This window comes from Pseudomonas sp. TR47, from assembly GCF_044143025.1.
Lineage (GTDB): Bacteria > Pseudomonadota > Gammaproteobacteria > Pseudomonadales > Pseudomonadaceae > Aquipseudomonas > Aquipseudomonas putida_E.
Genome location: NZ_JBHFCS010000001.1, coordinates 135,877 through 150,233, shown reverse-complemented (window position 1 = coordinate 150,233; position 14,357 = coordinate 135,877). Strand labels below are relative to the sequence as shown.

The 14,357-nt window shown below is 63.4% G+C and carries 12 protein-coding genes; 11 read left to right on the top strand and 1 reads right to left on the bottom strand.

Translation table 11 applies throughout. The features are described 5' to 3' along the window. The first annotated feature begins 247 nt into the window (after positions 1–247). From edd to ACEWE8_RS00660, 11 genes are all read left to right on the top strand, one after another. A complete protein-coding gene (gene edd, locus ACEWE8_RS00710) occupies positions 248–2,074 on the top strand; it encodes a phosphogluconate dehydratase (RefSeq protein WP_046784416.1) in 1,827 nt (608 codons plus the stop codon). Then, positions 2,071–3,030, top strand: coding sequence for a glucokinase (locus tag ACEWE8_RS00705; protein ID WP_046784415.1), 960 nt, complete (start codon positions 2,071–2,073; stop codon positions 3,028–3,030). The genes edd and ACEWE8_RS00705 overlap by 4 nt, the downstream gene beginning before the upstream one ends. A 65-nt stretch (positions 3,031–3,095) precedes the next feature. Beyond that, on the top strand, positions 3,096–3,821 hold the full coding sequence (gltR, locus tag ACEWE8_RS00700; protein WP_046784414.1) for a two-component system response regulator GltR: 726 nt from the start codon (positions 3,096–3,098) through the stop codon (positions 3,819–3,821). Further along, complete coding sequence (locus ACEWE8_RS00695) at positions 3,802–5,256, top strand: ATP-binding protein (protein WP_046784413.1); 1,455 nt, start codon at positions 3,802–3,804, stop codon at positions 5,254–5,256. The genes gltR and ACEWE8_RS00695 overlap by 20 nt, the downstream gene beginning before the upstream one ends. Positions 5,257–5,358: 102 nt before the next feature. Then, on the top strand, positions 5,359–6,585 hold the full coding sequence (locus tag ACEWE8_RS00690) for an AGE family epimerase/isomerase (protein WP_046784412.1): 1,227 nt from the start codon (positions 5,359–5,361) through the stop codon (positions 6,583–6,585). Between the two features lie 104 nt (positions 6,586–6,689). After that, positions 6,690–7,976 (top strand): ABC transporter substrate-binding protein, encoded by a 1,287-nt coding sequence (locus ACEWE8_RS00685; protein WP_046784411.1) that lies wholly within the window; start codon positions 6,690–6,692, stop codon positions 7,974–7,976. A gap of 193 nt (positions 7,977–8,169) precedes the next feature. Next, entirely contained in the window at positions 8,170–9,078 is a 909-nt protein-coding gene (locus ACEWE8_RS00680) for a carbohydrate ABC transporter permease (protein WP_012316021.1), read from the top strand. Further along, positions 9,071–9,916 carry a carbohydrate ABC transporter permease gene (locus tag ACEWE8_RS00675; protein ID WP_046784410.1) on the top strand — a complete coding sequence of 282 codons (846 nt, stop codon included), beginning with the start codon at positions 9,071–9,073 and terminating at the stop codon, positions 9,914–9,916. The genes ACEWE8_RS00680 and ACEWE8_RS00675 overlap by 8 nt, the downstream gene beginning before the upstream one ends. A 3-nt stretch (positions 9,917–9,919) precedes the next feature. Then, positions 9,920–11,074 (top strand): ABC transporter ATP-binding protein, encoded by a 1,155-nt coding sequence (locus ACEWE8_RS00670; RefSeq protein ID WP_046784409.1) that lies wholly within the window; start codon positions 9,920–9,922, stop codon positions 11,072–11,074. Between the two features lie 91 nt (positions 11,075–11,165). Next, the gene (locus ACEWE8_RS00665) at positions 11,166–12,458 is read left to right on the top strand and encodes a carbohydrate porin (protein ID WP_223255080.1); all 1,293 of its coding nucleotides are present in this window, start codon (positions 11,166–11,168) and stop codon (positions 12,456–12,458) included. 117 nt (positions 12,459–12,575) lie between these two features. Further along, positions 12,576–13,430 (top strand): D-hexose-6-phosphate mutarotase, encoded by an 855-nt coding sequence (locus ACEWE8_RS00660; protein ID WP_046784407.1) that lies wholly within the window; start codon positions 12,576–12,578, stop codon positions 13,428–13,430. On the opposite strand, the gene hexR is transcribed toward ACEWE8_RS00660, so the two are convergent. Next, positions 13,423–14,286, bottom strand: coding sequence for a DNA-binding transcriptional regulator HexR (hexR, locus tag ACEWE8_RS00655; protein WP_174141604.1), 864 nt, complete (start codon positions 14,284–14,286; stop codon positions 13,423–13,425). The two genes, ACEWE8_RS00660 and hexR, sit on opposite strands and share 8 nt — an antisense overlap. Positions 14,287–14,357: the final 71 nt, after the last annotated feature.

Sequence of the window (14,357 nt, the reverse complement as noted above, 5' to 3'; positions counted from 1 at the left end):
CGAGTGAAACCTGTGGCACAAAATGAAGCTTCACTGAAACGGTTTTGTTGTTGGAATTACAAGATTATTCACTCAGCGATAGAAAACAAGCCTTTTTACTGGCAGTATTTTGTTTAAATATACAACGAGTGGTCGGGCAAGCCGCCGCCTCGATGCGCAGGGTCTCTTACACAGGAGCCTAGGCCGCAATCGTTTGGAGGGGAAATGCCCGGTAAACCGCCCTTACCGCTAGCCTGGAGTCCAGTACATGCACCCGCGCATCCTTGAGGTCACCCAACGGCTGACCGAACGCAGCCGTGCCACCCGTGAACGCTACCTGCAGCTGATTCGCGGCGCGGCCAGCGACGGACCCATGCGGGCCAGCCTGCAGTGCGCCAACTTCGCCCATGGCGTGGCCGGGTGTGGCGCCGACGACAAGCAGAGCCTGCGCCTGATGAATGCCGCCAACGTGGCCATCGTCTCGGCCTACAACGACATGCTCTCGGCGCACCAGCCGTATGTGCATTTCCCCGAGCAGATCAAGAAGGCACTGCGCGAAGTTGGCTCCGTCGGCCAGTTCGCTGGCGGTGTGCCGGCCATGTGCGATGGCGTGACCCAGGGTGAGCCTGGCATGGAGCTGGCCATCGCCAGCCGTGAAGTGATCGCCATGTCTACTGCGGTGGCGCTGTCGCACAACATGTTCGACGCTGCGCTGATGCTGGGTATCTGCGACAAGATCGTCCCCGGCTTGATGATGGGCGCGCTGCGCTTCGGTCACCTGCCCACCATTTTCGTACCGGGCGGGCCAATGGTTTCCGGCATCTCCAACAAGCAGAAAGCCGATGTGCGCCAGCGCTATGCCGAGGGCAAGGCCAGCCGTGAGGAACTGCTGGAGTCGGAGATGAAGTCCTACCACAGCCCGGGCACCTGCACCTTCTACGGCACTGCCAACACCAACCAGCTGGTGATGGAAGTGATGGGCCTGCACCTGCCGGGGGCCTCGTTCGTCAACCCGTACACCCCGCTTCGCGACGCGCTGACCGCCGAGGCCGCGCAGCAAGTGACGCGCATGACCAAGGCCAGTGGCAGCTTCATGCCGCTGGGCGAGATCGTCGACGAGAAATCGCTGGTCAACTCCATCGTCGCCCTGCATGCCACCGGGGGGTCGACCAACCACACCCTGCACATGCCGGCGATCGCCCAGGCGGCAGGCATCCAGCTCACCTGGCAGGACATGGCCGACCTGTCCGAGGTGGTGCCGACCCTGTCCCACGTCTACCCCAATGGCAAGGCCGACATCAATCACTTCCAGGCCGCCGGTGGCATGTCCTTCCTGATCCGTGAGCTGCTCGATGCCGGCTTGCTGCACGAGGATGTCAACACCGTCGCCGGCCACGGGTTGCGCCGCTACACGCAGGAACCGTTCCTCGACAACGGCAAGCTGGTCTGGCGCGAAGGCCCGCAGCAGAGCCTGGACGAGACCATCCTGCGCCCGGTGGCGCGGCCGTTCTCGGCCGAAGGCGGCTTGCGGGTGATGGAAGGCAACCTTGGGCGTGGCGTGATGAAAGTGTCCGCGGTGGCCCCCGAGCACCAGGTCGTCGAGGCCCCGGCCCGGGTTTTCCAGGACCAGCAGTCGCTGGCCGATGCGTTCAAGGCCGGCGAACTGGAGCGCGACTTCGTGGCCGTGGTGCGTTTCCAGGGGCCACGTTGCAACGGCATGCCGGAGCTGCACAAGCTGACGCCGTTCCTCGGTGTGCTGCAGGACCGCGGCTATAAAGTGGCACTGGTCACCGATGGGCGCATGTCAGGCGCATCGGGCAAGATCCCGGCCGCAATCCATGTCTGCCCTGAAGCCTTTGATGGTGGACCGCTGGCGCGGGTGCGCGATGGTGATATCGTGCGGGTCGATGGTGTCGAAGGCACGCTGCAGCTCAAGGTGTCGGCCGAGGAACTGGCCCGCCGCGACCTGCCACCTGCGCCACAGGGCAACGACCTGGGCTGTGGGCGCGAGCTGTTCGGCTTCATGCGCATGGCGTTCAGCTCGGCCGAGCAGGGCGCCAGCGCCTTTACCTCGGCCCTGGAGAACCTCAAATGAAGGACCTGCTGGTTGGCGACATCGGTGGCACCAATGCCCGGTTTGCGTTGTGGCGTGACAACCAGCTGCATCAGGTGAAGGTCTTCGCCACCGCTGACTACACCAGCCCGGAGCAGGCCATCGAAGCCTACCTGCAGAGCCAGGGTATCGAGCGTGGCGGGCTGTCGGCGGTGTGCCTGGCGGTGGCCGGGCCGGTCGACGGTGATGAATTTCGCTTCACCAACAATCATTGGCGGCTGAGCCGCAGCGCGTTCTGCAAGACGTTGCAGGTCGAACAGCTGCTGCTGATCAACGACTTCACGGCGATGGCCTTGGGCATGACCCGCCTGCAAGGGGACGAGGTGCGCCAGGTCTGCCCCGGCCAGGCCGACCCGGCGCGACCTGCACTGGTGATCGGTCCGGGCACCGGCCTTGGCGTCGGCAGCCTGCTGCGCCTCGGTGAGCAGCATTGGCTGGCGCTGCCCGGTGAGGGAGGGCATGTCGACCTGCCGGTGGGCAATGCCCGCGAAGCGGCGATCCATCAGCAGATTCATGGGCAGATTGGCCATGTCAGCGCTGAAACCGTGCTCAGCGGTGGTGGCCTCCTGCGTTTGTACCAGGCCATCTGTGCGCTGGACGGTGATACGGTACGGTACAAGACCCCCGCAGAAATTACCGATGCCGCCCTGAGTGGTGAGCCACGGGCATTGGCGGTGGTCGAACAGTTCTGCCGCTTCCTGGGGCGCGTGGCAGGTAACAATGTACTGACCCTGGGTGCACGCGGTGGTGTTTATATTGTTGGCGGCGTCATCCCGCGGTTTGCCGAACTGTTCATGCGCAGCGGGTTCGCTGCAAGTTTTGCCGACAAGGGCTGCATGAGCGGTTACTTCGCCGGTGTGCCGGTGTGGCTGGTGACGGCAGAGTTTTCTGGACTGCTGGGCGCCGGCGTGGCATTACAGCAGGCTCTGGATCATTGATAGAGGGCCGCTTTGCGGCCCTCACAGCAGGCAAAAGACCTGTGACAACAAGAGGGCGGGATACCTTGAGCACTGCCGGAAAATCGATCCTGATGGTCGACGACGATCAGGAAATCCGCGAACTGTTGCAAACCTACCTGAGTCGCGCCGGTTTCCAGGTGCACGCCGAAGCCGATGGCCAGGGTTTTCGCCACGCGCTGGAAAACACTCACTGCGATCTGGTCATTCTCGATGTGATGCTGCCCGACGAGGACGGCTTCAGCCTGTGTCGCTGGGTGCGCCAGCACCCGCGTCAATCGCGGGTGCCGATCATCATGCTGACCGCCAGCTCCGACGAGGCCGACCGGGTCATCGGCCTTGAGCTTGGTGCGGACGATTATCTGGGCAAACCGTTCAGCCCGCGGGAACTGCAGGCGCGAATCAAGGCCCTGCTGCGTCGCGCAGAATTCGGCCAGGCCGCGCCAGCCACAGCGGTACTGGCCTTCGACGACTGGCGCCTGGACACGGTCAGCCACCGCCTGTTCCACCGCGATGGCGAAGAGGTGATCCTTTCCGGTGCCGATTTCGCCCTGCTCAAGCTGTTTCTCGATCACCCTCAGCAGATCCTCGACCGCGATACCATCGGCAATGCTACCCGTGGCCGCGAGCCGATGCCGCTGGACCGTATCGTTGACATGGCGGTCAGCCGCCTGCGCCAGCGTCTGCGCGACACCGACAAACCGCCACGGCTGATCCGCACTGTGCGCGGCAGTGGCTACCTGCTGGCTGCGCATGTCTGCTGTGCTTCCTGAGCGGCGCTGGCGCCTGGTGCCGCGCTCGCTGCTGGGGCGCATGCTGCTGTTGACCTTGCTGGTGGTGTTGTTGGCTCAAGGTTTGTCCAGCGTCATCTGGGTCGCGCAGTTACGTGCCAGCCAGCTTCAGGGCTTGCGCGCCAGTGCCGGCAGCCTGGCCCATTCGATGAGTGCCAGCGTCAGTTATTTCCGTTCCTTGCCGGTGGCTTATCGGCCGATGGTATTGGACCAGTTGCGCAGCATGGGTGGTACGCGTTTTTTCGTGTCGCTCAACGACAAGCCGCTGGACATGCCGGTATTGCCCATAACACCGCGCAAGCAGGCGGTGATCGATGTGTTCCAGCAGGTACTGCATGAGCGGCTGGGCGCGCAGATGGAAGTTTCCGTCGAGTTCGTCGCCCCCGATGACCTGCGCATCTTCAACAGCGGCCTGAAGCTCGATGAGCTGCCGCGTTCCTGGGCGCATTACTCGCTGACCCTGGAACCACTCAATCCGCCTGTACTGGTCACGCAGATTCGCCTGGGCCAAGACGAGTGGCTGTACATCGCCTCGTTGCTGCCTGAGCCCTACACCAGCCTTGAAGCCGAGCGCCTGCCACGCCAGCAGATCGGCTTCATCGTCCTGACCACCGCCTTGCTGCTGCTGTTCATCGGCCTGCTGGTGCACTGGCAGAGCTGGCCGCTCAAGCGCCTGGCGCGGGCCGCGCGGGACCTGTCGCTGGGCGCCGATGTGGCGCCAGTGCCCGAGGGCGGTGGCAGCGAGGTGGTCGAGGTGGGGCGTGCGTTCAACAGCATGCGTGAACGCATCAGCCGCTACCTCACCGAGCGCAGCCAGTTGTTCAGCGCCATTTCCCACGACCTGCGCACGCCCATCACTCGGCTGCGGCTGCGCGTCGAACTGCTGGAAGATGAGCGCCTGCAGGCCAAGTTCAGCCAGGATCTGGATGAGCTGGAGCTGTTGGTCAAAGGCGCCTTGCAATGCGTGAAAGACACTGACATCCACGAGAACATCGAGCCGGTCGACCTCAACCAGGTCCTGGAGATTCTCGCCGAGCCGTATCTGGGGGATGGCCGCATCACCGTCGAAGGCCAGGCCCTGGCGCCGTACCCCGGCAAGCCGCTGGCCTTGCGCCGCTGCATCGGCAACCTGATAGACAATGCCATCAAGTACGGCGAGCGGGCCCGCCTGCGCATCATCGACAGCGCACAGGGCTTTGTCCTGCAGGTGGATGACCACGGGCCGGGTGTGCCACAGCAGCAGCTTGAGCAGGTGTTCGAGCCGCATTTCAGGCTCGCCGGGCAGCAGCAAGGGTATGGCTTGGGGCTGGGGATCGCCCGCAACATCGCCCATAGCCATGGGGGTGAGGTGAGCTTGCTCAATTTGCGCGAGGGTGGGTTGCGCGTGACCCTTTATCTGCCGCGTGGCGTTGAGTGAAGGTATGTCACCGACCGGTGACATAACCGCAAGCCTTCGTGACATCCCAGCCAGGACGGCTGGCTAGAATCTGCAAACCTCACACAGGGAAGAAACGGGCGCATGGACTACATCGATTCCCCGGAACATACCGCCTGGCTCACAAGCGAAGGCCAGCGGCTGCTCTCTTTCGCCAAGGCCTCGCAAGCCCCTGAAGGTTTCGGCAATCTCGACGCCCGCGGCAAGCTGCCCCCTACGGCTGTCGCCGAAACCATGAACACCGCACGCATGACCCACAGCTTTGCCCTGGCCCACCTTCAGGGGGCACCAGGCTGCCTGGCATTGGTGCAGCACGGTGTGCAGGCCTTGTGCGGGCCTTTGCGCGACGCCGGGTACGGCGGTTGGTTCGCCCGCCCGTACGGCCAGGGCGACAACGGCAAGGCGGCTTACCTGCATGCCTTCGTCGCGCTTGCCGCCAGCTCTGCCGTCGTGGCGGGCGCTGCGGGAGCACAGGGGTTGCTGGCGCAGGCGATACGGGTCATCGAGGAACGCTTCTGGAGCGAGCAAGAGGGTGCGATGCGCGAGTCCTTCTCCATCGACTGGCAGCAGCCTGAAGCTTATCGCGGCGCCAACAGCAACATGCACGCCACTGAGGCCTTCCTCGCCCTGGCCGATGTGACGGGCGATGTACTTTGGCTGGAGCGCGCCCTGCGTATCGTCGAGCGCATCATTCACGGCCATGCTGGCGCCAGTGACTACCGAGTGATCGAACATTTCGATGTGCACTGGCAACCGCTGCCCGAATACAACCGGGACAATCCCGCAGATCACTTTCGCCCATACGGCACAACGCCTGGCCATGCGTTCGAGTGGTCCCGTCTGGTCCTGCACCTTGAGGCTGCGCGGCGTCAGGCCGGGCTTCCTGCCCCGGCATGGCTGCTGGCCTGCGCGCGGGGCCTGTTCGCCAATGCCTGCCAGCATGCCTGGAGCGTCGATGGTGCCGAGGGCATCGTCTACACCTTGGGCTGGGACAATCAGCCCAGGGTGCGCGAGCGCCTGCACTGGGTGCATGCCGAAGCGTGCGCCAGCGCCGCAGCGCTGCTGCGGCGAACCGGCGAGCAGCAGTACGAGCAATGGTACCGGCGCTTCTGGACGTTCATCGACACTCATTTCATCGACCGCGCAGCCGGAAGCTGGCACCACGAACTCGGCCCGGACAACCAGCCAGCGGCGACGATTTGGGCAGGCAAGCCAGACCTTTATCACGCCTACCAGGCTGTACTGCTGCCAACGCTGCCCCTGGCACCCAGCCTGGCGAGCGCACTGGCGCGCAATGTAACCAAACGATGACATTCACGCATCGCTTCGTTACCTGGCGCAGCGGGCACTCTGATTAGACTCCATGCAATGCAAGCGCTCGACTTGCCCGGCATAACAACAAGAAAGGTACTCCGATGAATTCGACTCTCCGCCTCGCTGCCGCGATTTCCTTCGCCTCCCTGTTCCCGCTCAGTGCTCTCGCCGCCGACACCAAAGGCAGTGTCGAAGTGGTTCACTGGTGGACATCCGGTGGTGAAAAAGCGGCAGTCGATGTGCTCAAGGCCCAGGTCGAGAAGGATGGCTTCACCTGGAAGGATGGTGCGGTTGCCGGCGGTGGTGGCGCCACGGCCATGACCGTGCTCAAGAGCCGCGCCGTGGCCGGCAACCCGCCCGGCGTTGCCCAGATCAAGGGGCCGGACATCCAGGACTGGGCTGCCACCGGCCTGCTGGACCCGGATGTGCTCAAGGATGTGGCCAAGCAAGAAAAGTGGGACTCGCTGCTCGACAAGAAGGTCGCCGACACCGTCAAGTACGAAGGTGACTACGTGGCCGTGCCGGTGAACATCCACCGCATCAACTGGCTGTGGATCAACCCCGAAGTGTTCAAGAAGGCCGGCATCGACAAGGCGCCGACCACCCTCGACGAATTCTACGCCGCCGCCGACAAACTCAAGGCCGCCGGCTTCATCCCGCTCGCCCATGGCGGCCAGCCATGGCAGGACAGCACGGTGTTCGAGAGTGTGGTGCTGTCGGTGATGGGGGCGGACGGTTACAAGAAAGCGCTGGTCGACCTCGATGAAGCCACGCTGACCGGGCCGCAGATGGTCAAGTCGCTGACCGAGCTGAAGAAGGTCGCCACCTACATGGACCCCGACGGCAAAGGCCAGGACTGGAACCTGGAAGCAGCCAAAGTCATCAATGGCAAGGCTGGCATGCAGATCATGGGTGACTGGGCCAAGAGCGAGTGGACCCTGGCCAAGAAGACCGCCGGCAAGGACTATCAGTGCGTCGCGTTCCCTGGTACCGACAAGGCTTTCCTGTACAACATCGACTCACTGGTGGTGTTCAAGCAGAACGACGAGGGCACGGCCGCTGGCCAGCAGGACATCGCCAAGAAGGTGCTTGGCCAGGACTTCCAGAAGGTCTTCAGCATCAACAAAGGCTCCATTCCCGTGCGTAACGACATGCTCGCCGACATGGGCACCTACGGCTTCGACGCTTGCGCCCAGACTTCTGCCAAGGACTTCATGGCCGACGCCAAAACCGGCGGCCTGCAGCCGAGCATGGCGCACAACATGGCCACCACGCTGGCCGTGCAGGGCGCCTTCTTCGATGTGGTGACCAACTACATCAACGACCCCAAGGCCGACCCTGCCGATGCAGCGAAGAAGCTGGCGGCGGCGATCAGATCGGCCAAGTAACCAAGCTCAAGGCAGGCACGATTGCTCTTGTAGGAGCGGCCTTGTGTCGCGAAAGGACCGCGAAGCGGTCCCCAGGCCTGCAAGCCAGGTTCGACGGTCTGTCTTTGTTCTCGAGCCCCTGGGGCTGCTGCGCAGCCCTTTCGCGACGCAAGGCCGCTCCTACAGCAGATGGGCAGTGCCTTCAAGGTGAATCATGACTACAGCAACCGCCCGACTGCGGGCCTCTCCCCTGGACGCTCTGCAGCGCTGGCTACCCAAGCTGGTGCTGGCACCCAGCATGTTCATCGTCCTGGTGGGCTTTTACGGCTACATCCTGTGGACGTTCGTCCTGTCTTTCACCACCTCGACCTTCCTGCCGACTTACAAGTGGGCGGGCCTTGCGCAATACGCCAGGCTGTTCGACAACGATCGCTGGTGGGTGGCCAGCAAGAACCTGCTGGTGTTCGGCGGGCTGTTCATCGGTATCAGCCTGGCCATCGGCGTGCTGCTGGCGGTGCTGCTCGACCAGCGCATCCGCCGCGAAGGTTTCATCCGCACGGTCTACCTGTACCCGATGGCTTTATCGATGATCGTCACCGGTACCGCCTGGAAGTGGCTGCTCAACCCTGGCATGGGCCTGGACAAGCTGTTGCGTGACTGGGGCTGGGAAGGGTTTCGCCTGGACTGGCTGATCGACCCCGACCGGGTGGTGTACTGCCTGGTGATCGCCGCCGTGTGGCAAGCCTCGGGCTTCATCATGGCGATGTTCCTGGCCGGCCTGCGCGGGGTCGACCAGTCGATCATCCGTGCTGCGCAGATGGATGGCGCAAGCCTGCCACGCATCTACTGGACCGTCGTGCTGCCGAGCCTGCGCCCGGTGTTCTTCAGTTCGCTGATGATCCTCTCGCACATCGCGATCAAGAGCTTCGACCTGGTGGCCGCAATGACCGCCGGTGGCCCGGGCTACTCATCCGACCTGCCGGCGATGTTCATGTATTCGTTCACCTTCAGCCGCGGCCAGATGGGCATGGGCTCGGCCAGCGCCATCCTCATGCTCGGGGCGATCCTGGCGATCCTCGTGCCTTACCTGTACTCGGAGCTGCGGAGCAAACGCCATGCATAGCCCTGTCGATAAAGCGGTGCCGAGCATCAGCCGCATCGCCATTCACGCTGTATTGCTGATGGCCGTGCTGCTTTACCTGGTGCCGTTGGTGGTGATGCTGCTGACCAGCTTCAAGACCCCGGAGGACATCAGTACCGGCAACCTGCTGAGCTGGCCGACCGTGGTCAGCGGCATCGGCTGGGTCAAGGCCTGGAGCACGGTCAGCGGGTACTTCTGGAACTCGATCATGATCACCGTACCGGCGGTGCTGATTTCGACCACCATCGGTGCGCTCAACGGTTATGTGCTGTCGATGTGGCGCTTCCGCGGGTCGCAGCTTTTTTTCGGCTTGCTGCTGTTCGGTTGCTTCCTGCCGTTCCAGACGGTGCTGCTGCCAGCCTCGTTCACCCTCGGCAAGTTGGGCCTGGCCAGCACCACCAGTGGCCTGGTGCTGGTGCATGTGGTCTACGGCCTGGCCTTCACCACGCTGTTCTTCCGCAACTTCTACGTGAGCATTCCCGATGCGCTGGTCAAGGCCGCACGCCTGGACGGTGCCGGGTTCTTCACCATTTTTCGCCGCATCATCCTGCCGATGTCGACACCGATCATCATGGTCTGCCTGATCTGGCAGTTCACCCAGATCTGGAACGACTTCCTGTTCGGCGTGGTGTTCTCCAGTGGCGACTCGCAACCGATCACCGTAGCCCTGAACAACCTGGTCAACACCAGTACCGGGGCCAAGGAATACAACGTCGACATGGCGGCGGCGATGATCGCTGGCCTGCCAACCCTGCTGGTCTATGTGGTGGCAGGCAAGTATTTCGTTCGCGGGCTCACAGCCGGCGCCGTCAAGGGGTAAGTCATGGCAACGCTTGAACTTCGTAATGTGAACAAGACCTACGGCAGCGGCCTGCCGGATACGCTCAAGGACATCCAGCTGTCGATCAAAGACGGCGAATTCCTGATATTGGTCGGCCCTTCGGGGTGCGGTAAGTCGACCTTGATGAACTGCATCGCAGGCCTTGAGAACATCACCGGTGGCGCGATTCTCATCGATGACCAGGATGTCAGCGGTATGAGCCCCAAGGATCGTGATATCGCCATGGTGTTCCAGTCCTACGCGCTGTACCCGACCATGAGCGTGCGCGAGAACATCGAGTTCGGCCTGAAGATCCGCAAGATGCCGCAGGCTGCCATCGACGAGGAAGTGGCGCGTGTGGCCAAGCTGTTGCAGATCGAACACCTGCTTTCACGCAAGCCGGCGCAGTTGTCCGGTGGCCAGCAGCAGCGGGTGGCGATGGGCCGCGCCTTGGCGCGGCGGCCGAAGATCTACCTGTTCGACGAGCCGTTGTCCAACCTCGACGCCAAGCTGCGCGTCGAGATGCGCACGGAAATGAAACTGATGCACCAGCGGCTCAAGACCACCACGGTGTATGTCACCCACGACCAGATCGAGGCCATGACCCTGGGCGACAAGGTTGCGGTGATGAAGGACGGCATCATTCAGCAGTTCGGTACCCCGCAGCAGATCTACAACGACCCGGCCAATCAGTTCGTTGCCAGCTTCATCGGCTCGCCGCCGATGAACTTCATACCGGTACGCCTGGCCAGGCAGGACGGGCGCCTGCTGGCCCTGCTCGACAGCGGCCAGGCACGTTGCGAGCTGCCGTTGGGCGTGGCCGGCGACGAGCTGGACGGGCGCGAGATCATCCTCGGCATCCGCCCGGAGCAAATCAGCCTGGGTGCGGGGGAGGGCAACGGCCTGCCGGGCATTCGCGCCGAGGTGCAGGTAACCGAACCTACCGGCCCTGACCTGTTGGTCTTCGTCACCCTCAACCAGACCAAAGTGTGCTGCCGCCTGGCGCCGGATGTGGCGTGCCGGGTCGGTGACAGCCTGAACCTGCAGTTCGACCCGGCACGGGTGCTGCTGTTCGACGCCGCCAGCGGCGAACGCCTGGACTTGAATACTGCCAACGCTTCACTGAAGGACAACGTGACTCACCTCAAGAGCCGTTGAATCGTCGAAACCATCAATAAGAAAAAGAGGACGCAAAGGGATGGAACAGCGCAATCGCATAAGGACCTTGGGCTCGCTGGCCCTGCTGGCCATGGTTGGGAGTAGCGGGGTGCAGGCCGCCGAGGCCTTCTCCAGCGAATCGAAATGGATGACCGGCGACTGGGGCGGTACCCGCACCGAACTGCTGGAAAAAGGCTATGACTTCACCCTCGACTATGTGGGCGAGGTCGCCGGCAACCTCAATGGCGGCTACAACGACGACAAGACCGCACGCTACAGTGACCAGTTCGCCCTCGGCGCGCACCTGGACCTGCAGAAGATCCTTGGCTGGCACGATGCCGAGTTCAAGCTGGCGATCACCGAGCGCAGTGGCCGCAACCTCTCCAATGACCGCATCAGCGACCCGCGTGCCGGCCAGTTCAGTTCGGTGCAGGAGGTGTGGGGCCGCGGCCAGACCTGGCGCCTGACCCAGATGTGGATCAAGCAGAAGTACTTCGACGGTGCCCTGGATGTGAAATTCGGCCGTTTCGGCGAGGGCGAGGACTTCAACAGCTTCCCCTGCGACTTCCAGAACCTGGCCTTCTGTGGATCGCAGGTGGGCAACTGGGTCGGCGGCATCTGGTACAACTGGCCGGTCAGCCAGTGGGCGCTGCGGGTCAAGTACAACATCACGCCGGAGTTCTTCGTGCAGGTCGGCGCGTTCGAGCAGAACCCCTCCAACCTGGAAACCGGCAACGGCTTCAAGCTCAGCGGCAGCGGCACCAAGGGTGCGATCCTGCCGGTGGAGGCCGTCTGGTCGCCCAAGGTCAACGGCCTGCCGGGCGAGTACCGCCTGGGCTATTACTACAGCACGGCTGACGCCGAAGACGTCTACGAAGACGTCAATGGCAACCCGCAAGGGATCAGCGGCGCCGGCTTCAAGTCACACTCCAGCAAACACGGCTGGTGGGTGGTTGCGCAGCAGCAGGTCACCGCCCACGGCGGCGACGTCAGCCGCGGTCTCAGCCTGTTCGCCAACTTCACCGTGCACGACAAGGCCACCAACGTGGTCGACAACTACCAGCAGGTGGGGTTGGTCTACAAAGGTGCCTTCGATGCCCGGCCCAAGGATGATATCGGCTTTGGTGTCGCCCGCATCCACGTCAACGATGATGTGAAGAAGCGCGCCGAACAGCTCAACGCCCAGAGCGGCATCAATGACTACGACAACCCGGGCTTCGTGCCGCTGCAGCGTACCGAGTACAACGCCGAGCTCTATTACGGCTTCCATGTGACCAACTGGCTGACCGTGCGCCCGAACCTTCAGTACATCAAGAGCCCGGGTGGCGTGGATGAGGTGGACAACGCGCTGGTCGCAGGGTTGAAGATTCAGTCGTCATTCTGAGCACATTTGTTGTAAATTTACGCCAATCCAAAAACGGCTCCCGGCATCCACTGGCTTGCAGTGGTTGTCGGGGATAGGCCGAGACAGCGCTATCTCAAACAACAAGAGCTTGGAACCATGCCTGAACATCCGCTACATCGCTTCTTTTCCGTACAGAGGCCGAGGCCGACATTCGAGTGGGAGCGTTACCAGCAGCGCGATGTGCTGATCATCGATCACCCCTGCTGCCAGGCGGTTTTCAGCCGTCAGGGCGCACAGTTGCTGCACTTCCAGCCGGCCGGCGAGCGGCCCTGGCTATGGTGCGCCGAACAGTGGCCGCAGGTGGGGGCAATCCGTGGCGGCGTGCCGGTGTGCTGGCCGTGGTATGGCCGCCACCCCAGCGAGGACCTGTGGCCGGCCCATGGCTGGGCGCGCCTGCTGGACTGGAAGCTGGTGGACAGCCGGGAGGACGAGGAGGGCGTGAGCCTGAAGTGGCGCCTGGACTTGTGCGACTGGCAGGTCGACCTGCATGCCCGCCTGGGCCGCCGCATGGAACTGAGCCTGAGTACCGAGCACCAGGACAGCGAACCCTGCCAGTTGAGCCATGCACTGCTGGCCTACTGGCGTATCAGTGACGTTTCCGAGATAGCGCTGTCCGGGCTTGAAGATGTTGAGGGCTATGACCGTCTGAGCCGGCAAGCCTGCCGCGAGGAGGGCGCATTGAAGCTCAAGGGCGGCTGCCAGAAGGTCTACCCCGGCACGCCACGCGTGCAGTTGCAGGACCCCGCCTGGCAGCGTGAGCTGTGCATCGATACGGGTGACAGCGACGATACTGTGGTCTGGCACCCAGGCAACCGCCCGTTGATGGGTGTGAGCGGGCGCGAGAGCCAGGGTTTCGTCTGTGTCGAGGCGGCCAGCGGCAGCGGTGAAGGTCTGAGCCTGGCGCCGGGCCAGCGCGCTCATCTGCGGCTGCAGGCGCACCGGCTCAGCTGAGTTCGTCGTCCTCGATCGGGTAGCGGCTGGCGTTGAGGCTTTCCTTGATCTTGCGCAGGTGCGGCTGGAAGTCCACGCCGCGGCGCAGGGTCATCCCGGTGGCGAGTACGTCGAGCACGGTCAGCTGGATGATCCGCGACGTCATCGGCATGTAGATGTCGGTGTCTTCCGGCAGCGGGATGTGCAGGCTCAGGCTGCACGCTTGGGCCAGGGGTGAGCCGGCGGCGGTCAGGCCGAGCACCGAGGCGCCGTTTTCCCGGGCCAGGCGCGCCACCTCCACCAGTTCGCGGGTGCGCCCGGTGTAGGAGATGATCACGAACAAGTCGCCCGTGTGGGCCACAGAAGCCAGCATGCGCTGCATCAGCACGTCGGCGTGGGCCGAGACGGCGAGGTTGAAACGGAAGAACTTGTGCTGGGCGTCCAGGGCTACCGGGGCAGAAGCGCCCAGGCCGAAGAAGTGGATCTGCCGGGCCTGGATCATCATGTCCACGGCGCGGCTGACCTGCTGCGGGTCAAGCTGCTGGCAGGCACTGTCGAGCGAGGCGATGGCACTGGCAAAGATCTTCTGGGTGTAGGCTGCTGGATCGTCATCGGCCTCGACGGCGCGGCTGACATAGGCCGCGCCACTGGCCAGGCTTTGCGCCAGCTGCAGCTTGAGCTCGGGGTAACCGCTGACGCCGAACGAACGGCAGAAACGGTTGACGGTCGGTTCGCTGACCTTGGCCGCCTGGGCCAGTGCGGCAATGCTGAAACGGGTGGCTTGTTGCGGGTTGAGCAGGATGACTTCGGCGACTTTGCGTTCGGCCTTGTTCAGCTCGTCGAGGCGTCCCTGGATCTGCTCCAGGAGGTTTCGCACGCGGTCCATGGGTGTGTCCTTGGGTCGGGAAGACAGCCGGCTGGCGAAGCAGCAGGCTTTTTGCACGGTCG

Coding starts and splice junctions, on each gene's coding strand:
- edd (WP_046784416.1), top strand. CDS start 248: ATGCACCCGCGCATCCTTGAGGTCACCCAACGGCTGACCGAACGCAGC.
- ACEWE8_RS00705 (WP_046784415.1), top strand. CDS start 2,071: ATGAAGGACCTGCTGGTTGGCGACATCGGTGGCACCAATGCCCGGTTT.
- ACEWE8_RS00695 (WP_046784413.1), top strand. CDS start 3,802: ATGTCTGCTGTGCTTCCTGAGCGGCGCTGGCGCCTGGTGCCGCGCTCG.
- ACEWE8_RS00690 (WP_046784412.1), top strand. CDS start 5,359: ATGGACTACATCGATTCCCCGGAACATACCGCCTGGCTCACAAGCGAA.
- ACEWE8_RS00685 (WP_046784411.1), top strand. CDS start 6,690: ATGAATTCGACTCTCCGCCTCGCTGCCGCGATTTCCTTCGCCTCCCTG.
- ACEWE8_RS00680 (WP_012316021.1), top strand. CDS start 8,170: ATGACTACAGCAACCGCCCGACTGCGGGCCTCTCCCCTGGACGCTCTG.
- ACEWE8_RS00675 (WP_046784410.1), top strand. CDS start 9,071: ATGCATAGCCCTGTCGATAAAGCGGTGCCGAGCATCAGCCGCATCGCC.
- ACEWE8_RS00670 (WP_046784409.1), top strand. CDS start 9,920: ATGGCAACGCTTGAACTTCGTAATGTGAACAAGACCTACGGCAGCGGC.
- ACEWE8_RS00665 (WP_223255080.1), top strand. CDS start 11,166: ATGGTTGGGAGTAGCGGGGTGCAGGCCGCCGAGGCCTTCTCCAGCGAA.
- ACEWE8_RS00660 (WP_046784407.1), top strand. CDS start 12,576: ATGCCTGAACATCCGCTACATCGCTTCTTTTCCGTACAGAGGCCGAGG.